This is a genomic window from Bacillus sp. JNUCC-22 (genome assembly GCF_018861275.1).
Lineage (GTDB): Bacteria > Bacillota > Bacilli > Bacillales > Bacillaceae > Bacillus > Bacillus velezensis.
Map to the genome: position 1 here is coordinate 1350218 of NZ_CP076408.1, position 21796 is coordinate 1372013.

Below are 21796 nucleotides of genomic sequence, written 5' to 3' on the forward strand. Positions count from 1 at the left end.
CGGAAAGTAACAACATGAGAATATGTAAAGGGAGTGTCTGTCTATGCTGAAGCCGTTTGTGCCCCAGCTTGTTTATATTGAACCGAGAGCGCTCGAATACCCGTTAGGACAAGAGCTGAAGAATAAGTTTGAAAACATGGGGCTTGAGATCAGAGAAACGACATCGCATAATCAAGTCCGGAATATTCCGGGAAAAAATCACTTGCAGCAATACCGGAATGCGAAATCAACATTGGTAATCGGCGTCCGGAAAACACTGAAATTCGATTCTTCAAAGCCGTCCGCCGAATATGCCATTCCATTTGCGACGGGCTGTATGGGGCATTGCCACTATTGCTACCTGCAGACGACGATGGGGTCAAAGCCCTACATCCGGACATATGTCAATGTGGAAGAGATTCTGGATCAGGCTGATGAGTATATGAAAGAACGGGCGCCGGAATTTACAAGATTTGAAGCCTCTTGTACGTCTGATATCGTAGGAATCGATCATCTGACACATACATTAAAAAGAGCCATTGAACATTTCGGACAAAGCGAATTGGGACAGCTCAGATTCGTGACTAAATTTCACCACGTCGATCATTTGCTTGATGCAAAACATAACGGAAAGACTAGGTTCAGATTCAGCATCAATGCGGATTATGTCATTAAAAACTTTGAACCGGGAACTTCTCCGCTCGACAAACGGATAGAAGCCGCCGTCAAAGTCGCTAAAGCGGGCTATCCGCTCGGTTTCATCGTGGCGCCGATTTATATTCACGATGGCTGGGAGGAAGGCTATAAGGAACTGTTTGAGAAACTTGATGCGGCGCTTGATGAAGACGTTCGGCATGACATCACATTTGAACTGATTCAGCACCGTTTTACAAAACCGGCCAAACGGGTGATTGAGAAGAACTATCCGAAAACAAAGCTTGAGCTGGATGAAGAAAAGCGCAGATACAAATGGGGACGCTACGGAATCGGCAAGTATATATACCAAAAAGACGAAGAGCATGACTTAAGGGAAACACTCGAATCTTATATCGAAACCTATTTTCCGAAAGCGAAAATCGAATATTTTACGTAAGGCGGAGCTGTCGGTATGACGGCTCTTTTTTTGCAGCGCCAAATGGCGGAAATGTTTGATATTTATTTCAAGATTTATTCATTTTCATGGCCGAAAGACCGATATAACTCTCAGGAGGGGATGGTTATGTTTAAAAAAATGCATATCAAAATTGCTGTGTTTGTATCGGCAATGCTTATCGTAACGGTTGTTTTTTTAACGGTTTCTTCATATTTGACATTAAAACCGATGATGACGGAGGAAGCAAAACGTACGACAGAGAATGTCACCAATTCACTCGGTCAGAACATTGAGCTTCAGCTGAAAAATGATGAGACCGTATTATTGAGATTAGCAGGCGGTGAATTGTCCCGGTCTTTTCTATCAGATGGGAAGAAAGAAACCGCGCGGCTTTTTAACGATGAGTTACAACAGATCGGACAGAATGACAAATATGTCGCGCTTGCGTACGTCGGAACCGCAAACAAACAAATGTTTACATATCCAAAGGCCGACTTTGCCAAAGACTATGATCCGACAAATAGAACGTGGTATAAGATGGCGGCCGAAAAACCCGATAAGGTTGTCTGGACTGACCCTTACAAAGATGCAGTGACGGGAGACATGATCGTGACGGCGTCAAAAGCCATTCAAAACAGCGGAACCGTCGTCGGAGTGGCGAGCTTAGATCTGAAGCTGTCCTCCATTCAGAGCATGGTCAACGAGCAAAAGGTACCGTATAAAGGATTTGCGTTTTTGGCGGATGAAAACGGCTCTCTTCTGGCGCATCCGGAAAAACAGGGAAAAAATATGTCGGAAGATCAGACGTTAAAAGACATCACTACGGATAAAGAAGGCATCAAAGAGCTGCAGGGGAACATGGTCGTCTACCAAACGGTAAAAGAAACAGGATGGAAAGTCGGAACGCAGTTTGAAAAAGATCAGCTGATGGGAGTAGCTGATAAAATGAACACGGTGAGCATTTTTATGTCACTGATCGCCCTTGTGATTACGATCGGACTCAGCTATTTCCTAGCAAAAACGATAACCGGGCCGATTCAGCAGCTGATCGCCAAAACAAACTCGGTCTCAGCGGGAGATTTAACCGTCCGCGCCCAGACGAAATCAAAAGATGAAGTAGGCGAGTTAACAAAAGACTTTAACCAAATGGTTGAAAATATGAAAGAGATGGTCGAACAGGTTAAGGCCTCCTCAGAAAATGTGTCTGATACATCTGACCAGCTAACCGTCATTTCACAAGAAACAAATGAAACGAGCGGACAAATCGCAAAAGCGATAGAGGAAGTCGCCGCCGGAGCGACAGAGCAAGCGTCAGAGGTTGAGACGATCAATGAAAAATCAGAAAATCTCTCAGTCAAAATAAAAGGAATCGCAGATCGCGCGGGCAGCATAAAACAACTCTCAAAATCTTCAGAGGATGCCAGCTACAAAGGATTGGACGCGCTCGGGCAGCTGCTGATGAAGTCAAACGAAGCCAATTCAGAAACGAAAAAAGTAGAGGCAATGCTGAATGACCTGGAAGAACAAACGAAAAACATAGAAGAAGTCGTGACGGCAATATCCGCCATTTCAGACCAGACGAACCTCTTGGCGCTGAATGCGAGCATTGAAGCCGCAAGAGCGGGAGAAAGCGGCCGTGGCTTTGCCGTCGTCGCGGAAGAAGTCCGCAAGCTTGCTGAACAATCAGCTCTTTCTTCCGGCCATATCAGTGAGACGGTCCGGCTGATTCAATCAGAGACAAAAGAAGCGTCGCACGCGATGATCGAGGCAAGCAGAATGAATGATGAACAAAACAGCGCCATTCATGAAACGGGTGAGGTTCTCAATCTGATTACGACGGAAATGCAGTCTCTCGTACAAGGTATAGATCATATTTACAATGACATTCAAAAAATGAGTGAAGAACAAGCCGCGATTCAAGAAGCGATTCAAAGCATCTCCGCCATTTCTCAAGAATCTGCGGCAGCGGCGGAAGAAGTGAATGCTTCTACTGATGAACAGCTCGTTACGCTTGAAAAAGTGAAGCAATCGACTGATATGTTAAAGAGCGCAAGCGAAGATCTGATCAGCGCCATTTCTAAATTCACTTTGTAATGCGGTCTCTATCAGCCTATAATAAGGTAATATAGACATGAAAGAATAATACTATGAATCGCATCAGGGGAGGAAAGCGCAGTGAACAAAACGGTCGGATTTATCGGTTTGGGCGTCATGGGAAACAGTATGGCATCGCACATTTTAGAAGCGGGCTATCCTGTTTTAGTCTACACGCGGACGAAACAAAAAGCGGAAGAGATTCTGAATAAGGGAGCGGTCTGGCAGGAGACGGTCAAAGACCTTTCAGAGAAAGCTGACATTATTATTACCATGGTCGGCTACCCGAGTGATGTCGAGGAAATCTATTTCGGCGAAAACGGCATTCTCCGGCACGCAAAAGAAGGGGCGTTTGTCATCGACATGACGACATCAAAACCGTCTCTGGCGAAGAAGATAGCGGAGAAAGCCAAAGAAAAGTCCATTCACGCATTGGATGCACCCGTTTCCGGAGGAGACATCGGCGCGAGGAACGGAACGCTTGCCATTATGGCCGGAGGAGAAAAAGAAGCGTTTGAAGCATGCCTGCCGCTTTTCTCCGTTATGGGGGAAAACATTCAGTATCAAGGGCCGGCCGGCAGCGGCCAGCATACGAAAATGTGCAATCAGATCGCGATTGCAGCGGGAATGGTCGGAGTGGCTGAAGCGATGGCTTACGCTGAAAAATCCGGTCTGAACCCGGAACAAGTGCTGAAAAGCATTACAACCGGAGCGGCTGGCAGCTGGTCATTGTCAAATCTCGCCCCCCGTATGCTGAAAGGCGATTTTGCGCCGGGATTCTACGTGAAACACTTTATTAAAGACATGGGCATCGCCCTTGAAGAAGCGGAGCTCATGGGAGAAGAGATGCCCGGATTGGCGCTTGCCAAATCATTATACGACAAGCTTTCCGCGCAAGGAGAAGAAAACAGCGGAACTCAAAGTATTTATAAGCTTTGGGTGAAATAAAAAAAGATTGCCCGCGGGGGCAATCTTTTTTATTATTTATTTTCCGATGAATTGCTGTGTCCAGATGTTTCCTGATTCTACGTAACCGACACCGATTTGAGTGAACTCAGGATTCATGATGTTCTTTCTGTGGCCTTCACTGTTCATCCAAGCTTTAACGACAGCTTCAGGAGTCGGCTGTCCTTTGGCGATATTTTCACCGGCAGTCTTATAAGTGATTCCGAAAGACTTCATCATATCGAAAGGTGAGCCGTAAGTAGGGCTTTGGTGATCGAAATAGTTTTTGTCTTTCATATCTTGTGATTTTGCGTGAGCTGATTTGCTTAATTTTTCATCAATCTGCAGAGGTTTTAAGCCTTGCTTTTGTCTCTCTGCATTTGTCAATTCAACGACTTTCTTTTCGTACGCACTGACAGATGAAGGAGTTTTCTCGCTGCTGTTGTTTGTGTTATCTGTCTGCTTTGCATTGTCAGCCGTCTGGTTTTGCTGGTTTTGATCGGCTTTCGGTTTTTCAGCAGCTGCCGGAGCCGTTTTTGCCGGTGTTTCTTTTTGAACGTCTTTAACTGTCATATCAGAATGCTTTGCGTGTTTTTGCAGCTGCTGTTTCAGTTCTTTCTCATTTTTAACGTTCAGCTGTTTCGCGCTCGTTTTCATATGTAGTTTTTCAACAGCCTCTTGAAGAGTCAGATGCTGTACGGTGTTTCCTTTTTTCACAGTAACGACGTGCTGGCATGACAGCTCTTTTGCAGATGCCTGCTGAATGCCTCCGAATGTAATCAAACTGACTGCCGCGGCGGCAGATAAGAGAAATGCTTTTTTCATAAGTTTATAGCCTCCCAGAGAAGTTGTTTTTTCTACATGAAAAATCTTATCACAGCTTTTTTGTCATAATGCAGGCAGCCATTTCCTTTGACAACAAACGTTTGTCATAATTGTAATTGAGCGCAGAAAAATGGCTCTATACCGGGAAAAACGATCTGTATTTATTTTTTAAAATCCGTTACATCTCTTCAAATTATTTGAAGTGTTAGATATATTTTAAGATAATTTGATCTTGACAGTTTTTTTTACCCGTTTTCGCTGTAACAACTTTTACAAAAATGTTACAATTAAAATCTGTTTATGTAAATATATTCAATGATTTGAGAGGTGTAACAGAAAGTGGCTGAAGTTGCGCGTGAACCAAAGAAAAAAACGAAACGTTACAGAGCGCTGAGAATGAATCTCTATTTTTTAGTTGTTTTCCTTCTCTTTACGGCACTGATTTTTAAACTCGGCATCGTCCAGATTGTCGAAGGGGATAAACACCGCCAGGATGCGGAGAAGGCAAATGCAAAAACCGCCTATTATCCGACACCGCGGGGAAAGATGTATGACAAGCGGAACAGAGTGGCGGTTGATAACCAGGCTGTGCCTGAAATTGTATACGTTTCTACCTCAAAAACCTCGGCAAAGGACAAATTGAAAACGGCAAAAAATCTCGCCGCACTGATTCATATTGATACTGAATTTATGAAGGATCGAAATATCATTGATTACTGGCTTGCCGCACATCCGAAGAAGGCGGAAAAGCTTATGAAGGATTCAGAAAACAGCCTGAAATCCCAAGAAGTATACAAACGCCAGATTGAACGCGTCCCGAAGCAGGAGATTGATGCGATCAAACAAAATAAAAAAGAGCTGGAAATCGCGGCGATTTATACGCGTTTTTCAAGCGGCAACGCCTATCAGCCGCAAGTCGTCAAATCAATGGACCCGAATAAGCTGAACGGAAACGGAAACAGCGGTTCACTGCTTGACGAGCATGAAAACAACAAGCAAAAACCAAAAAGCGACCTGACATATGAAGAAGTTTCCGTCGTATCCGAGCACCTGAAAGAGCTCCCCGGCATTGACGTGATCAATGACTGGACGCGGAAATATCCGTACGATAAAACGCTGTACTCTCTGTTCGGCGGTGTGACGACCCCGGAACAGGGATTGTTGGGCGAACGGAAAGATTATTATGTCACAAGAGGCTACTCACTGAATGACCGAGTGGGAAAAAGCTACATTGAATATCAGTATGAAGACTATTTAAACGCACATAAAGAAAAAGTAGAGTATGTGGAAAACAGCAAAGGTGAAGTCGTCAGCCAAAAGCCCGTCGATGAAGGCAGCAGAGGCTACGATCTGCAGCTCTCGCTCGATATGGAATTACAGTCGAAAGTCGAAAAAGTCATTGAAAAAGAGCTGAGAAGAAGCCGCGCCGCAGGCAACTTTATGGTTGACAGAGGATTTGCCGTCATGATGGACCCGAACAACGGGGATATTCTCTCAATGGCGGGGAAACGCATCGATCTCGAAACAAATAAAACACAGGATTTTGCGATCGGAGCATTTACGACCCAATATGAGATGGGCTCTTCTGTTAAAGGAGCGACTGTTCTCGCAGGTTACCAAAGCGGCCTCCCGCATTATAAAACGTTTGTCGATGCACCGCTTGTATTTAAAGGCGACACGAAAAAACAATCGTGGACACAAATGGGAGCTATTACTGAGCTGACCGCGCTGCAAAGAAGTTCAAACGTATATATGTTTCATGTGGCCATGCATATCGCGGGCATTACTTACGTCCCGCACGGCACACTGCCTGCCGGATTAGACGATATTAAAAAAATGCGCAACTACTACGCCCAATTCGGCCTAGGTGTGAAGACCGGGATTGATCTTCCGCAGGAATCAGCGGGCATGCAGTCAAATCCGCAAATGGTCGGGGGATTGCTGCTTGACTTTGCGATCGGACAGTTTGATACGTATACGCCGCTTCAAATGGCTCAATATATTTCAGCCATCGCAAACGGCGGGTATCGCGTCCAGCCGCGGATCGTCACAAGCATTCATGAACCGGACAGCAAAAACAAGATTGGAAAAGCGATTGAACAGCGAGATATTAAAATTTTGAACAAAGTAAATAACAGCCCGAGCGATTTTGATCAAGTTCATAAAGGGATGAAATTGGTTACAAGCTCGCCTCAAGGAACGGCTTATTCAACATTCCAGGGGTCCGGCGCTGATGTTTCCGGAAAAACGGGAACCGCGGAGACACACTATTACGGCACGAACAAAAACTGGTGGGGGAAGTACACGTATAACCTGACCTTTGTCGGCTATTATCCGTCAGAACATCCAAGAGTGGCATTCAGCGTCGTCGTTCCGTCTGTTCGAAATGATAAAGATCATGTAAGCAAAAACATTGCCAAGGGAGCAATTGACGCTTACAAAGAACTTGAAAAGAAATACAATAAAAAATAACAAATGAAAGGGCGGCCGAACATCTCGTGCGCCCTTTCTTTCATTCAGGAAAATTGACGTTCACAATAAGAATAGAAGGAGAATGCTCATTTTTTAGCGAATCAATCTAGTGGAATTTCTTTTTATATCAGTCCGTGTCCAGCCTGCAGTGCGAGTATAATGCAAAGGAGGGATTCTGTGGAACAGGATACTCAGCATGTCAAACAGTTTCAATCGAAAACCGATCTTCATGCCGTTTTGACGTCTAACGGGCGTATTATGTATATTTCTGCAAACTGCAAATCGTACTTCAGTTATTCTCAGGAAGAGATGATTGGGTCATTTCTCAAAACGTTCCTGCATGAAGAAGATCAATTTTTGGTTGAAAGTTACTTCTATAATGAGCATCATTTGATGCCTTGCACCTTTCGTCTTATTAAAAAAGATCATACCATCGTATGGCTTGAAGCGGGTGTGGAAATTGTCACACCGCAAATGGAGGGGACGGATCGGGAAATCATCCTCAAAATCAAGGTGCTTGAGGAGAAGACGCCCCGCCGGCCTTATATGTATGAACAAAAGAAGCAAAAGGCAGAACAACAGTCGGAAGATGCGGCTGGAAACGGCGAATTCGAGCGTCTTGTCGAAATGCTGCCGAATCCTTTATATGTCAGCATCAACGGCACAATCGCCTACGCCAACAACGCGATGCTTGCCATGCTGGGAGCCGACAGCAAAGACGAGGTAATCGGCAGGCGCTCTTATGAGTTTATTGAAGAAGAGTACCACGACATTGTGAAAAACCGAATTGTGCGGATGCAAAAAGGAATGGAAGTCGGAATGATCGAACAGACGTGGAGAAGGCTCGACGGCACGCCCGTTCATTTAGAAGTAAAGGCGGCACCGACGACATATAAAAATCAGCGGGCGGAATTGCTGCTTCTGATTGATATTTCTTCACGGAAAAAATTCCAAACGATTCTGCAAAAAAGCAGAGAACGTTATCAGCTCCTCATTCAGAATTCAATTGACACGATCGCCGTGATTCACAATGATAAATGGGTATTCATGAATGAGTCGGGCATTTCGCTGTTTGAGGCTGAAACATATGAAGATTTAATCGGGAAAAACGTCTATGATCAGCTTCATCCCTGTGATCATGACGGCGTGAAACAGCGGATCCAAAATATTATCAACCGAAAGACCGAGTCAGAAATTATTAAGCAATCGTGGTTTACCTTTAAAAACCGGCTGATCTACACGGAAATGGTCTGCATTCCGACGACGTTTTTCGGAGAAACGGCCGTGCAGGTCATTCTGCGTGACATTTCTGAGCGGAAGCAGACGGAGGAATTAATGCTGAAGTCGGAGAAGCTGTCTATCGCAGGGCAGCTGGCGGCGGGAATCGCTCACGAAATCCGCAATCCGCTGACGGCGATCAAAGGATTTTTACAGCTCATGAAGCCGACGATGGAGGAAAACGAACATTACTTTGAAATTGTGTTTTCTGAACTGAGCAGAATCGAATTAATTTTAAGTGAGCTTTTAATGCTTGCCAAACCTCAGCAAAACGCCGTGAAAGAGCGTGTAAACTTAAAGAAAATTATAAGTGAAGTGACCGCTCTTTTAGAGACGCAGGCAAATCTTAAAGGGATTTTTATCAAAACGGATTACGAACATGACAGCATGTATATTAACGGTGATCAAAATCAGCTGAAACAGGTGTTTATCAATCTGATTAAAAATGCCGTTGAGTCGATGCCGGATGGGGGAACGGTTCACATCATCATGACAGAAGATGAGTATTCCGTTAATGTGACGGTGAAAGACGAGGGTGACGGGATACCGGAAAACGTGCTGAAACGAATAGGCGAACCGTTTTTGACAACGAAAGAAAAAGGAACCGGCCTGGGGCTGATGGTCACATTCAACCTTATTAAAAACCACCAGGGAGCTATCCAAGTAGACAGCAAACCGGACAGAGGCACGGCCTTTCATATTACATTCCCGAAACAATAAAAAACAACGGCGTTATGCCGTTGTTTAAATAGTCTGTATGGATTCTCTCGTTTTTAAAATAAATGCTTCCAGCCGGTCCAAGCCTTCTCTCAATGTATCCAGTGAATATGCGAATGACAGCCTCACATACCCTTCACCCAACTTTGAAAACGAGCTGCCGGGCACAAGAGCCACACCTGCATCCTCTAAAAGAGCCATACTAAAATCAAACGATGACATTCCGAATGACTTAATGGAAGGGAAGATATAAAATGCGCCTGACGGCTTTACGACGTCAAGCCCCATTGAAACAAGACGGTCATATACATAGTCAAGCCGCTTTTTATACTGTTCTCTCATAATAAGCGCATCATCAACACCGTTTGTCACCGCTTCAAGAGCCGCTTTCTGAGAGATTGAAGACGCGCATGTCACACTGTATTGGTGAACTTTTAAGATGTGCTTGGCAATTTCTTTCGGTGCGAAAATGAAACCGATTCTCCAGCCCGTCATGCTGTGCGATTTTGACAGGCCGTTGATGACGATCGTCTGGTCTCTCAAATAAGACGCAATCGAATAATGCGGTCTGTCATAGGTTAATTCGCTGTAAATCTCATCAGACAGGACAAAAACATTTCTGCCCTTCAGGACGGCTGCGATGTTTTGCAGCTCTTCCTCAGACAATGTCACTCCGGTCGGGTTTGACGGATAAGGAAGAATGACGCATTTTGTTTTTGGTGTCAGCGATTCTTCAATGAGCCGCGCCGTCAGCTTAAATCCGTGTGTCGTCGTATCCACATGGACCGGAACGGCGCCCGACATGCGGATGATCGGTTCGTAGCCCGGATATATCGGTCCGGGGAGAATAACTTCATCGCCCGGAGATAAAATCGTCCGCAAAGACGCGTCAATCGCTTGGCTTGCCCCGGTTGTGACGATGATTTCAGTTTCAGCTTCATAATTCAAATCAGCTTTTTTCTTCATATAAAGCTGTACGGCCTGTCTCAGCTCAAGGCCGCCCGCATTCGGAGTATATGCCGTTGCGTTCTCGTCGATTGCCTTTTTGGCAGCCGCTTTGACATGGTGCGGCGTGAAGAAATCCGGCTGACCGATCGTAAGCGAAATGACATTGTCGTGCTGAGCTACAAGATTTGAGAATTTGCGAATTCCTGAAATTTCAATTTCTTTTACATTCGGATTAAGCAAATGTTCCATAATTCATCACCTTATACTATATATTGAGTTTATCCTATTTTACCACTAGCTGAGCATTTGTCATCTTTTTATTGAACTATCCCGAGTATATGTCCGATATGTGAAAACATACCTTCTTTCAGAAAAAAATAAGACAACCAGCTGAAATGATTGTCTTCATTGTATCATGATCTATCTATTGTGATATGTGGCGAATGTCATTAATACCCGTATTCAAAGCTGACGTCTTCCCGCCATAAGATGTATGGAGCGGGCTTGTCGGGACGCTCTTTCGCCTCTTTTTTCATTTGCAGGTAAGCCGTTTTGCTGATATCTTCTAACACCGTCATTTGATCTTGGTCGAATATGACTACTGTACCCATTTATTACACCCTTCTTCCTGAAAAATCCTTGACTATTTTACCACTCGATGTCAAAAAGTCAATGGGATATCAGAAAAAAGCATCTTTTTATAAAGAGTTCATGGCCAGTTGGACCGAATACATTCACTTTTTCCGTTTCCAGCCGATATATACAGTACAATACTGAATGCGGATAGCGAGGGATTGAATTGTCTTTACAACAATACGATATTTTATTGGATTCAGGCACAAACGAATTAGAAATCGTCAAATTTGAAGTAGGCGTCAATACATTTGGCATAAATGTGATGAAAGTCCGGGAAATCATTCAGCCGGTAGATGTCACATCTGTGCCTCAGTCTCATAAAGACGTAGAAGGGATGATTAAGCTGAGAGGCGAAATTCTTCCCGTCATCAGTCTGTATACCTTTTTCGGCGTTGATGCCGAAGGAGCAAAAGACGATAAATATATCGTAACGGAATTCAACAAGCGGAAAATCGTCTTTCACGTCGGTTCCGTTTCACAAATCCACAGGGTGTCCTGGGAGGCGATTGAAAAGCCGACTTCCTTGAACCAGGGCATGGAGCGGCATTTAACGGGAATCATCAAACTGGAAGACACGATGATCTTTCTGCCTGATTATGAAAAGATCATTTATGATATTGAATCGGCATCCGGAGTTGAGACTTATCATGTCCATCAGGAAGGATTTGATGAAAGACGGGCGGGTAAAAAACTGATCATCGTTGAAGATTCTCCGCTTCTGATGCGTCTTTTGACGGATGAGCTGACTGAGGCGGGGTACAGTGAAATCGTTACGTTTGAAAACGGAAAAGAAGCGTATGATTACGTCGTGGAACTGACGGATAACGGAGCAAACCTGTCAGACCATATTGACATGATTATCAGTGACATTGAAATGCCGAAAATGGACGGGCATCGTTTGACGAAGCTCCTTAAGGATAACCCGCAAAGCTCTGATGTGCCGATTATGATTTTCTCGTCCCTGATTACGGACGACCTGCGCCACCGGGGCGAAGTAGTCGGAGCAGATGAACAGATCAGCAAGCCTGAAATCAGCGAGCTCATTAAAAAAGTGGATACGTACGTGATTGAATAGAAAAAGCCGATGCATGACGCATCGGCTTTTTTTGCGGCGGAATTAAAAATAACTCTCACCAAGTTTTTTAAATACGGGTTTATGATAAGCGGGCTGCTGCCTGTTGGCGGCAAGCGGTTTTTCCTTTAAGCCCACATATTTTTGCAATACGTTTTTCGCTTTTGTCAAAGACATTTGTGCTTTAGGATTGCGGTACGATTGATTTAACGTACCTAAATGCGGAAGATGCTGGAAGTCTTCTTTTGTTGGAGGCATGTGAAAATAGTAGTCTCCGATAGAGATAAGTACGTCTGACTGCTGTTGGCTAAACCTGGGATTATTTGAAAAGTGAAGCCCTATTTTTTTCCCTTTGCCTTCTTTCACAAGCTTTTGTAATGCCCGTTTTTTCAGCAGATAAAGGTATTTAGGGTTGGGGGCGGTTTTTGCATGGCGGTTCACAGTATAAACAGCTTTTGAAAGATTCTCGATGGTTGGCTGCAGCTCTTTCGAATAAGCGTGGTCGTCCATTATTTCTCTCCTTTGCATTGATCAAGTTCATATATAGATTATACTTTTTTAGCGTTGAAATGCAAATATTGATTATAAAAATACGCCTTTTTCTGATGAAAAGGGCGCATCTTTTTCCTTTATTAGACAGGTTTCGCATGTTTTTCAGAATCAGCCTTTAATGATTGCTGCACATCGATCTCTGCTGCCTCGGCGCTGTATTTCGGAAGAGCGATAAAATAGAACACAAATACCGCTAAAATCACGATTCCCATGCCGTAATAAAGGTAATCAATATTGGTAACGAATTTCGGAAACAACAGGGCAACCAGTCCGAGTGTAATCGATTGGGCAAACATCATAAAAGGATCCTGCCAGCCGCTGACCCGGCCCATTATTTTCGGATGAACGATTTTCGGCATCCAGCCGCCGATGGCGATATTGACAGGGCCGATGCACATGCCGAGGACGAAAGCCGCCGCATAATAAATCCACAGCTTATCCGTATAGCCGAGGACAAAAATGAGCAGTCCGGCTGCCAAAATAGGAATCGACATCAAATGATGCGGTTTGACTTTTTTTGCGATCATCGTTCCGATCACACTTCCTGCAAGCAGGCCGAAGCCGAGTGCGACGGTGAAGATGGAAGTATGTGATTCGTAATGATCAGGCGCAAGTCCGTATTTCATCGTAAACATCGGCAGTACGGCAAAGCCGCCGTTGACAAAACCAAAGATAAAAAAGCCGAAAATAAGGGAAGCAAGCAATTTGTTTTTAACAATATATACGATCCCTTCCTTAAAATCAGCGACCGAGTCTTTCAGAAACGAATCTCCCCATTTAAAAGGGCCGTTCGGCTGACGGGCTTCTTTCGGAATGCGGCACGCGCGGATCAGAAAGCCTGATACAATAAAGCTGACAAAATCAAGGATGATGGCTCCGTGAATACCGATCGTTTTATACATAAACGCGCCTATACCTACGCCGAATACCATGAAGATGCTGAACAGGATCTGGTTAAGTCCCGCCGCTTTCGCGTAATGCTCCTTAGGCAGAATAGCTTGTACAAGGCTGGCTTCCGCCGGGAAAAAGAACTTGGTCACGGCGCTTCTGATGAACAAAATACAGAATACGAGAGGGATGCTCCCGGTGTATAATGCGGCAAACAATACGATCGTCAGTCCGGCTCTGATCCAGTCACAATTCTCTGCGACCTTTTTCCTGTCAAGCCGGTCAGCTGCGACACCGACAATCAGAAATACGAAAACTGTCGGCAGTGAATACATCAGCTCAGCCAAAGTCGTGTATGCCGGCTGGTTTGAAAAATGGTCCAGCAAGTAAAAAGCGAAAGCCATATTACCTACAGTCGTTCCCATTTGAGAAGCGAGTGCTGCGAAAAAGAGACGGACAAAATTGCGATTTTTAAATATATCCATAAACACGCTCCTTACCCTAAAGGTCCCACTGTAATATATTATCATCAGCTCGTTCCATTAACAAATAAGATCTTTCTATCTTATAATAGTCACCCTTGTTCCATTAGGAACGGTAGCGGCAAGTTCAGTGACGTCCTGATTATACATCCGGATGCATCCTTTTGATACCGCTTTGCCGATGGAGGAAGGATTATTTGTTCCGTGAATGCCGTAATGAATTTTAGAGAGGCTGAGCCAATAAGCGCCGAACGGGCCGCCGGGCTTAGGCTGGCGGTTCACGATGTAAAATTCTCCGGTCGGCGTGGTCGTCAATATTTTTCCGACTGCGATGGGGTACGTACGGATGAGCCTGCCAAGGCGGTATAACTCCAGTTTCTTCGCTCCGATATACACGATGATGGAGTAGGGAATGGTGGATGGGTCGGGAAGATTCGGTATGATAATATGCTGTCCCGCGTATATGACCGATTGGATTGAGGGATTTGCCTGAAGGAGAGCAGCAGTGCTTATTCTGAAGTCTTGCGCAATGCTTGAGATGGTTTCTCCTTGTTTCACTTGATATGTCAGCAGTTTCATCACCCTCCTTTTTGCTCTTTTCCATATACATATTACGGAGGGGGTGTCTGTGCATCAGGATAAAAGTCTTATTTTTGCTCGGTTTTCAATGTGAACAGCGTGATTTCCGGTCTGGCTAAAAATCGATACGGCAGTCTTGTCGTACCGAGCCCGCGATTGACGTAAACGGCTGTGTCATGCAGTGTATACATGCCGTCGGTATACGTTTTTCCGTAAGGAGGCGTAATGAGAGGGCCGAAAAACGGGAACTGGACCTGGCCGCCGTGAGTGTGTCCCGACAGCTGGAGGTTTACGGGATATCCGCCTATCTTGAGAGCGGCATCAGGCTCGTGGACGATTAAAATGGAAAACGCATCTTCGGAAAGGCGTGACAGGGTGCCTTCATAATCGGGTTTTCCGAGCATTACATCATCCAAAAACGCGAATTCAATCCGGCTTCCATCTGTCAGCTGCACCTGACGGTAGCCGTTTCGAAACACTTGAAAATCAGCCGCTTCCATCAGAGCCTTGTACGTGTTCGTACCGTAGCCTCCGTGGTCATGGTTTCCGTAAACACAAAGTTTGCCGAAGGGAGCTTCAAGATTTTGCAGCACGGCGAGTGCATGCTGGTGATCATTAAATAAATGCGGCTTATCAATTAAATCTCCCGTAAAGATGAGCAGATCGGGTTTCAGCTGATTGATCTTTTCCGCTGCTTTATTCAAGTCACCGGATGTAAACACATCACTGAGATGCGTATCGCTGAATTGAACGATTTTAAAATTGTCAAAGCCGCGGGGGATCAGGCGGCTGGTGATTGTATGCCGGGTGATCTCAATCATGCGCGGTTCAATATAACGGGCATAGCCGTAACCTCCGCAAGCCATTGCGAGAGCTGCACCCAAAATGCCGAATCCTCTTTTTAAAAATGTTCTTCTGGTCATTTTCTCCATATGTAAAACCAACCTTTGTCAGAGTTGTTCTATTATATCATCAGCTTGGCTGAAAAATCCCTTCTCAGCATGTAATGACGCGGAAAGACATCTATGATAAAATTATGAATGATTATTCATTCAATAAAAAGGGGTGGGTTTGTTATGGATAAGAAAGCGGTAATCATTACAGGCGGATCAAGCGGCATGGGAAAAGCAATGGCGAAAAAACAGGCTGAATTAGGATGGCACGTCATGGTGACAGGGAGGAACCATGAAGCACTTGAGGAAACAAAAAAAGAAATTGAGACCTTTGAGGGGCAGGTCGCCTGTTTTCAAATGGATGTCCGTTCTGATTCCGCCGCTTCAGACATGATTTCAGAAGCGAAAAAAGTCTTTGGCCGGCTTGATGCGCTGATTAACAATGCGGCCGGCAACTTTATTTGCCCGGCAGAGAAGCTGACGCCCAATGGATGGAAAGCTGTTATTGAGATTGTTTTAAACGGCACATTTTTCTGCAGCCAAGCAGCGGCAAGGCATTGGATCGAGCAGGAGCAGAAGGGCGTCATCTTAAATATGGCCGCTACATACGCATGGGGAGCGGGAGCGGGTGTCGTTCATTCCGCTGCAGCCAAAGCAGGGGTATTGTCACTGACAAGAACGCTGGCCGTTGAGTGGGGGAGCAAGTACGGCATCCGCACAAACGCGATAGCCCCCGGACCGATTGAACGAACAGGCGGTGCGGAGAAGCTGTTTGAATCGGAAAAAGCGATGGCCCGCACGATGAACAGTGTGCCGCTCGGCCGATTGGGCACACCGGAGGAAATCGCCGCTTTGGCAGCGTTTTTGCTTTCTGATGAAGCATCCTATATAAACGGGGATTGTATCACAATGGACGGAGGGCAATGGCTGAATCCTTATCCGTTTTAATTTTTCATATATTGATTATTTTGCAAAACAAGCGAACGTTAAAGCCGCCGTTCGCTTGTTTTATTTTCTATTCAAAATTATGATATAATTTTGAAAGATTAAGGGGCGATTAATTGAAGAAATTATTAAAATGGTTCGTTGTACTATGTAAGCAGTTTCGTTATCATCTTTAATATTTGGTACTTTATTATTTGTGCTTTTACTCCGGAGTATTATCAAAATACCAATCTTACATCTGATGAAATAATCAGATTTGAAAAGCTATATCACATCGATTTTCCTGATGAAACGAAATTTATTAAAGCCAGGGAGTATTTGAGTGGGCTCGGAGGCGATACATCGGCTGTATTATATGTGTCTCTGCCAACTAAGCTGGCGGAAACAATTTTATCTGATTATACGTATATGCCAATACATCATACTGATCATGCGGGTTCAATGTATGGAGTTGACGTTTCCGAGAGTGTTGGCGGGTTAACAACTCTTACATTTGGCACTTTAGATAAAAAAGGAACTTTCTTTCAGTTGGAACATGATGATGATTGGATATTTAACAGCACTGATTGGAGCCATTATTTTTGGACAGCTGCCGGTTATAATGCTCTTATATTTATCCTTTTATTTGTGATTGTGAAACAAATCAATAACGTCCTTAATTAACCGGTCTGAAGAGTGATCTTAAAAATGTCCCCCTTTTATTTTAAGCTGCGGCCATACTGCCTCCTTTTCCCCTAATCTAAACATTTGTGGTGCTGATATAATTGTGTATAATCAGACAAAGATAGAGAAGCAGGTGATAACATGTTGGACCCACTTGATATACTGACGAATATTGATGATGTCATTCCGTATTACCAAGCGATTTTTAACGCTGAGGAACAAAGAGTCGTAGGCTACGAAGTGCTTGGGCGGATTTTGGCAGATGCGGAGATTGAGAGCCTCGGGCCGTTTTTCTTAGATTCCGGCATTCCGGAAGAATATAAGCTTGAGGTCGATGACAGAGTCATCAGGCAGGCGCTGGAGCGGTTTAAAGAAGCTGACCGTGATCTGTTGATTTTTATCAATCAGGATGCGAATGTATTGATGCTTGACCACGGCGAAAGCTTTCTTGAGCTTTTGAAAGAATACGAAGAGCAGGGCATTGAATTGAACCGTATTGTGCTTGAGATCACCGAGCACAATTTCGAAGGCGACATTGAACAGCTGTACCATATGCTTGCCTACTATCGTACATACGGCATTAAAATCGCGGTGGACAATATAGGTAAGGAGAGCAGCAACCTGGACAGAATCGCGCTCCTTTCACCGGACCTTCTGAAAATAGATTTGCAGGCGCTGAAGGTATCTCAGCCGTCACCATCATATGAGCATGTGCTGTACAGCATTTCATTGCTGGCGAGAAAAATCGGCGCCGCGCTGCTGTATGAAGATATAGAAGCTGATTTCCAGCTCCAGTACGCATGGAGAAACGGAGGCCGATTTTTTCAAGGCTATTATCTGCAGGCGCCGAGCGGGGATTTTATAGACCGGAGCCTGTTAAAAGCACGCTTGAAAACGGAGTTTCAGCAATTTATTACGAGAGAAAAAAAGAAGCTGGAAACGGTATATGAACACTCTGAGAATTTTTATAAGCGGGTCAATCAGGCAGTTTCCGAGCTAAAGAAAACCCATCAGGCGGACGATGAGTTTATTAAAAAACTGGCGGAAAACCTGACCGACTGCTGCTTCAGAATTTATATGTGTGATGAAGAAGGCTATCAGCTGACGGGAAATGTGTTCAAGCAGTCCGGCGAATGGCTTTATCAGCCTGAATACATGGAGAAAAACTGGAGCTGGCGTCCGTACTTTTTAGAAAACATCATGAAGATGCGGAATTCAAGAAAAGGCTTTTTCAGTGACCTGTACAGTGATATTGAGACAGGTGAGATGATCAGAACCTTTTCATACCCGATGGATGACAATATGTATTTATTTATCGATCTGCCTTACTCTTATTTATATGAACAGGACGGGTTACTTTAAAGCGGCTGCTGTATGCCGCTTTTTTTGTTCATTTGAAAAAAGTTTTAAAAAACGATTGACAATGATACTGATAATCATTATCATTTAGTTATAGAGAGAAGTTACTCTCTGTTCCCCAACCCCTCTATCAGATCAAGATCCGAAAAAACTTGGCGCTACCCCCGCCAAGTTTTTTTATGCTATCTCCTCATAAAAGGGCTTCTCCTTACATACATTTGATAATGGCGGCTCAAAAAGTGAAAAATTATTTTTGAAAGGTGTATGACATTCCGAAAAAAGCTTCAAACTATTCGAAAACACGGTTTTCCCGTTTATTTCTTTTTGAAAATCCAGCGGGAAAATGCCATCCCGGTCTACTTTATGGTATGATGCTCTGTAGAACTTGTATTATAATAAATACTTGTTGATTTGAAGTTGTTTTTTGAAAGGAGTCTTTTTTTAGAATGTCACAATTAATGGGTATCATCACGCGGCTGCAAAGTCTGCAAGAAACAGCGGAAGCGGCTAACGAGCCGATGCAGCGTTATTTTGAAGTTAACGGCGAAAAAATTTGCAGTGTTAAATATTTCGAAAAAAATCAAACGTTTGAACTGACGGTTTTCCAAAAAGGTGAAAAACCTAACACATATCCGTTTGATAACATTGACATGATTTCTATTGAAATTTTTGAGCTCCTTCAGTAATTTGATTTGATTTTTCAGGCTGACCAAGCTTCCGGTCTTCCGCAAGCGGAGCTTTATTAAATTATGCAAAGGAACGTGCTTGTTCGTTTGGTTGTAGACTCTGGAAAGAGGAGTGTCCGTACATGGCTGATTCTTTTCTGTTTTATAATCTTTCTGAGGCACAGATGACCTTTCAAGACGTGACGGAGCGGCTGAAACGCTTTGTCAATAAAGACCCCCGTTCAGCATACGTGCTGTCTGTAGGGACTGATTCACAAGTTTACCGCGACTTCACAAAGTTTATTACGGCTATACACTTGCACCGTACAGGCAAGGGAGCTTGGGGCTGTTTGAAAAATCATGATCTTGCAAGACCGATACATAGCCTTCGCGAAAAAATTTCGCTGGAAACCGCATTCAGCCAGGAGATGGCTGCGCATATCCTCGACGGCCGTCTTATGGAACTGACAGATTTGCTCTTGCCTTTTACGGATGAAGGGGCGGATCTTTCATTTGAAGTGCATCTGGATATCGGTCAAAAAGGGCTGACAAAAGAATTGATACAAGAAATGACCGGCCGCATTACCTCGATGGGCATTGAAGCGAAAATCAAGCCCGATTCCTGCACAGCATTCAGTTATGCCAATCGTTACACAAAATAATATTTCATACAGAATCCGCAAAATGTCGAATTATGCGGTTGACGATTTTTTTCTGTTTACTTATTCTAGCGGTAGAGCTGAAAGCAAATTTCACCTTGCTTTCGGAGGTATTCAGTTAAAAATAGGGGGCCTGATTACGTATGAGTCTTATCGGTGAACGATTTACGGAAGAAGAACAGAAACTTCTGCTGAATATCCTGATCAATCAAGAATATGCCATTGAGCTTTTGACCAGCGAAATCAACGATATAGAAGCAGGGTCAAAAAGCGTTGATGGAACCACTTATAAAAAACTCGTAACGCTCTATGACCGTTTTCGGAATGAAAATTAATCAGCGGCCTATAAATTGATACTCGATTGCAAAGAGTATCTTTTTTATTGACGGAAACTTTTCGACAAAAAATGATAATGTTTATATTATTGCAATATAGGGAATACATGCTTTGATGAAAAATGTAAAGGGGTCGAAGTGACATGATTAGCTTACAATCAGATCAGCTTCTTGATGCAACAGTCGGACAATTTATGATCGAGGCGGATAAAGTGGCGCACGTTCAAGTCGGAAACAACCTTGAGCATGCTCTATTAGTGCTGACGAAAACCGGCTATACCGCCATTCCCGTCCTTGACGCTTCGTACCGTCTGCACGGTTTGATCGGGACAAATATGATTATGAACAGCATTTTCGGACTTGAACGGATCGAGTTTGAGAAGCTGGATCAAATTACGGTTGAGGAAGTCATGCTGAAAGACATTCCCCGTCTCCACATCAATGATCCGATTATCAAAGGGTTCAGCATGGTCATTAACAACGGCTTTGTCTGCGTTGAAAATGATGAAGGCGTCTTTGAAGGCATTTTCACGAGAAGAGTCGTGTTAAAACAGTTGAGCAGCCATATCAGATCATTGAATAAGTAGGCTCGCACGATCAGCCTATTTGTTCTTTTGCATGCCGGAAAAAGAAAACGCATACATATGAGTGGCGCTTGCCTCGGCAGCCTTTATTTTATTAGAATGGTAGATAAGAAATACGAAAGGCATTGAAAAGGAGGACGACATGCAGCTTCAAGAGCTTCATATGCTCGTAGTTTTAGCTGAGGAATTAAACATGAGGAAGGCTGCCGAACGGTTATTCGTGTCACAGCCGGCTCTGTCCCAGCGATTGCAGACCATTGAAAAAGCCTGGGGAACAAAGATCTTTCTAAGATCTCAAAAAGGACTTACGGTAACGCCGGCAGGAGAAAAAATCATACAATTTGCAAATGACGTCACGGATCGGCAAGAAAGAATCAGAGAAAACATTGATGAACTTGAGGGTGAGATTCACGGTACATTAAAACTTGCCGTCGCCTCCATTATCGGGCAGCACTGGCTTCCGAAAGTGTTAAAAACATATGTGGAACGATATCCGAATGCAAAGGTCTCTCTCATTACAGGGTGGAGCAGCGAAATGCTGAAAAGTCTGTATGAAGATCAGGTACATATCGGCATTATCCGGGGAAATCCGGAATGGAAAGGCCGGAAAGATTATTTAATGACCGATCATTTATATTTGGTTGATACGGAAATTTCCTGTATTGATGATATTGCCCATACCAATCGGCCGTTTATCCAATTCAAAAGTGACAGTACATATTTTCAGGAAATTCAGCATTGGTGGCATCAAAAATTCAAAACCTCGCCGAAACAGACCATCCTCGTCGATCAGATTGAAACGTGCAAGCAGATGGCGCTGCACGGGATCGGTTATGCCATTCTGCCGTCAGTCACCTTAGAAGAGGAAGATAAAGTAAATAAAATGCCCCTGCTTGATACAAAGGACCATCCGATCGGCCGTGACACATGGCTGCTCGGTTATGAGCCGGCATTTGAATTAAAACAGGTGCAGGCTTTTGTTTCTGTTATTAAAGATATGCTGAAGCAGGAACGCCCATTTTAGAAAGACAGCAATCATGCTGTCTTTTTTTTATTTTTTATTGACAATGAAAATCATTATCATTTAAAGTGTTATATATGTTAATGAAAATCATTATCAATTACGAGGTGAT

At 44.0% G+C, this 21796-nt stretch carries 20 protein-coding genes and 1 pseudogene; 14 read left to right on the forward strand and 7 right to left on the reverse strand.

Annotation, left to right across the window (positions count from 1 at the left end; genetic code table 11):
- Window positions 1-43 precede the first annotated feature (43 nt).
- The 3 genes from splB (at window position 44) to JNUCC22_RS07045 (ending at window position 4114) form a co-directional block, all read left to right on the forward strand.
- Entirely contained in the window at window positions 44-1072 is a 1029-nt protein-coding gene (splB, locus tag JNUCC22_RS07035) for a spore photoproduct lyase (RefSeq protein WP_007611071.1), read from the forward strand.
- Window positions 1073-1198: 126 nt separating this feature from the next.
- Window positions 1199-3166, forward strand: coding sequence for a methyl-accepting chemotaxis protein (locus JNUCC22_RS07040; protein WP_108655010.1), 1968 nt, complete (start codon window positions 1199-1201; stop codon window positions 3164-3166).
- Between the two features lie 81 nt (window positions 3167-3247).
- Complete coding sequence (locus JNUCC22_RS07045) at window positions 3248-4114, forward strand: NAD(P)-dependent oxidoreductase (protein WP_108654833.1); 867 nt, start codon at window positions 3248-3250, stop codon at window positions 4112-4114.
- A gap of 36 nt (window positions 4115-4150) precedes the next feature.
- On the opposite strand, the gene JNUCC22_RS07050 is transcribed toward JNUCC22_RS07045, so the two are convergent.
- A complete protein-coding gene (locus JNUCC22_RS07050) occupies window positions 4151-4936 on the reverse strand; it encodes a CAP domain-containing protein (RefSeq protein ID WP_190664231.1) in 786 nt (261 codons plus the stop codon).
- Between the two features lie 339 nt (window positions 4937-5275).
- Here JNUCC22_RS07050 and JNUCC22_RS07055 point away from each other — a divergent pair, with 339 nt between their 5' ends.
- Window positions 5276-7408, forward strand: coding sequence for a peptidoglycan D,D-transpeptidase FtsI family protein (locus JNUCC22_RS07055; protein ID WP_216062228.1), 2133 nt, complete (start codon window positions 5276-5278; stop codon window positions 7406-7408).
- Between the two features lie 177 nt (window positions 7409-7585).
- Entirely contained in the window at window positions 7586-9406 is a 1821-nt protein-coding gene (locus JNUCC22_RS07060) for a PAS domain-containing protein (RefSeq protein ID WP_023356869.1), read from the forward strand.
- A 24-nt stretch (window positions 9407-9430) separates the two neighbouring features.
- On the opposite strand, the gene JNUCC22_RS07065 is transcribed toward JNUCC22_RS07060, so the two are convergent.
- Together JNUCC22_RS07065 and JNUCC22_RS07070 are read right to left on the reverse strand one after the other, a co-directional pair.
- Window positions 9431-10600: an aminotransferase A gene (locus JNUCC22_RS07065; protein WP_167860099.1), complete on the reverse strand. Its 1170-nt coding sequence runs from the start codon at window positions 10598-10600 to the stop codon at window positions 9431-9433.
- 200 nt (window positions 10601-10800) lie between these two features.
- Window positions 10801-10962 carry a hypothetical protein gene (locus JNUCC22_RS07070; RefSeq protein WP_007409608.1) on the reverse strand — a complete coding sequence of 54 codons (162 nt, stop codon included), beginning with the start codon at window positions 10960-10962 and terminating at the stop codon, window positions 10801-10803.
- Between the two features lie 188 nt (window positions 10963-11150).
- Between JNUCC22_RS07070 and cheV the strand changes: the two genes are divergently transcribed.
- Window positions 11151-12062: a chemotaxis protein CheV gene (cheV, locus tag JNUCC22_RS07075; RefSeq protein WP_007409609.1), complete on the forward strand. Its 912-nt coding sequence runs from the start codon at window positions 11151-11153 to the stop codon at window positions 12060-12062.
- 42 nt (window positions 12063-12104) lie between these two features.
- On the opposite strand, the gene JNUCC22_RS07080 is transcribed toward cheV, so the two are convergent.
- The 4 genes from JNUCC22_RS07080 to JNUCC22_RS07095 form a co-directional block, all read right to left on the reverse strand.
- Window positions 12105-12569, reverse strand: coding sequence for a YkyB family protein (locus JNUCC22_RS07080; protein ID WP_003154622.1), 465 nt, complete (start codon window positions 12567-12569; stop codon window positions 12105-12107).
- A gap of 122 nt (window positions 12570-12691) precedes the next feature.
- Window positions 12692-13984, reverse strand: coding sequence for an MFS transporter (locus JNUCC22_RS07085; protein ID WP_015239757.1), 1293 nt, complete (start codon window positions 13982-13984; stop codon window positions 12692-12694).
- Window positions 13985-14059: 75 nt separating this feature from the next.
- Window positions 14060-14554, reverse strand: a complete 495-nt coding sequence (locus JNUCC22_RS07090; RefSeq protein ID WP_088462390.1) for a L,D-transpeptidase family protein — start codon at window positions 14552-14554, stop codon at window positions 14060-14062.
- Window positions 14555-14628: 74 nt separating this feature from the next.
- Window positions 14629-15492: a metallophosphoesterase gene (locus tag JNUCC22_RS07095; protein ID WP_038463786.1), complete on the reverse strand. Its 864-nt coding sequence runs from the start codon at window positions 15490-15492 to the stop codon at window positions 14629-14631.
- Window positions 15493-15636: 144 nt separating this feature from the next.
- On the opposite strand from JNUCC22_RS07095, the gene fadH reads away from it, so the two are divergent.
- The 8 genes and pseudogenes from fadH (at window position 15637) to ccpC (ending at window position 21687) form a co-directional block, all read left to right on the forward strand.
- The gene (gene fadH / locus JNUCC22_RS07100; protein WP_038463789.1) at window positions 15637-16401 is read left to right on the forward strand and encodes a 2,4-dienoyl-CoA reductase; all 765 of its coding nucleotides are present in this window, start codon (window positions 15637-15639) and stop codon (window positions 16399-16401) included.
- Window positions 16402-16514: 113 nt separating this feature from the next.
- A pseudogene (locus tag JNUCC22_RS19515) lies at window positions 16515-17061 on the forward strand (hypothetical protein).
- A 141-nt stretch (window positions 17062-17202) separates the two neighbouring features.
- The gene (locus JNUCC22_RS07110) at window positions 17203-18423 is read left to right on the forward strand and encodes an EAL domain-containing protein (RefSeq protein WP_007409615.1); all 1221 of its coding nucleotides are present in this window, start codon (window positions 17203-17205) and stop codon (window positions 18421-18423) included.
- A gap of 443 nt (window positions 18424-18866) precedes the next feature.
- Entirely contained in the window at window positions 18867-19106 is a 240-nt protein-coding gene (locus JNUCC22_RS07115) for a YkuJ family protein (RefSeq protein ID WP_003154613.1), read from the forward strand.
- A 122-nt stretch (window positions 19107-19228) separates the two neighbouring features.
- Window positions 19229-19747: a ribonuclease H-like YkuK family protein gene (locus tag JNUCC22_RS07120; protein WP_007409617.1), complete on the forward strand. Its 519-nt coding sequence runs from the start codon at window positions 19229-19231 to the stop codon at window positions 19745-19747.
- 140 nt (window positions 19748-19887) lie between these two features.
- A complete protein-coding gene (gene abbA / locus JNUCC22_RS07125; protein WP_007409618.1) occupies window positions 19888-20079 on the forward strand; it encodes an antirepressor AbbA in 192 nt (63 codons plus the stop codon).
- A gap of 143 nt (window positions 20080-20222) precedes the next feature.
- Window positions 20223-20666, forward strand: a complete 444-nt coding sequence (gene cbpB / locus JNUCC22_RS07130; RefSeq protein WP_003154608.1) for a cyclic-di-AMP-binding protein CbpB — start codon at window positions 20223-20225, stop codon at window positions 20664-20666.
- Window positions 20667-20805: 139 nt separating this feature from the next.
- On the forward strand, window positions 20806-21687 hold the full coding sequence (gene ccpC, locus JNUCC22_RS07135; RefSeq protein ID WP_216062229.1) for a transcriptional regulator CcpC: 882 nt from the start codon (window positions 20806-20808) through the stop codon (window positions 21685-21687).
- The last annotated feature ends 109 nt before the right edge of the window (window positions 21688-21796 follow it).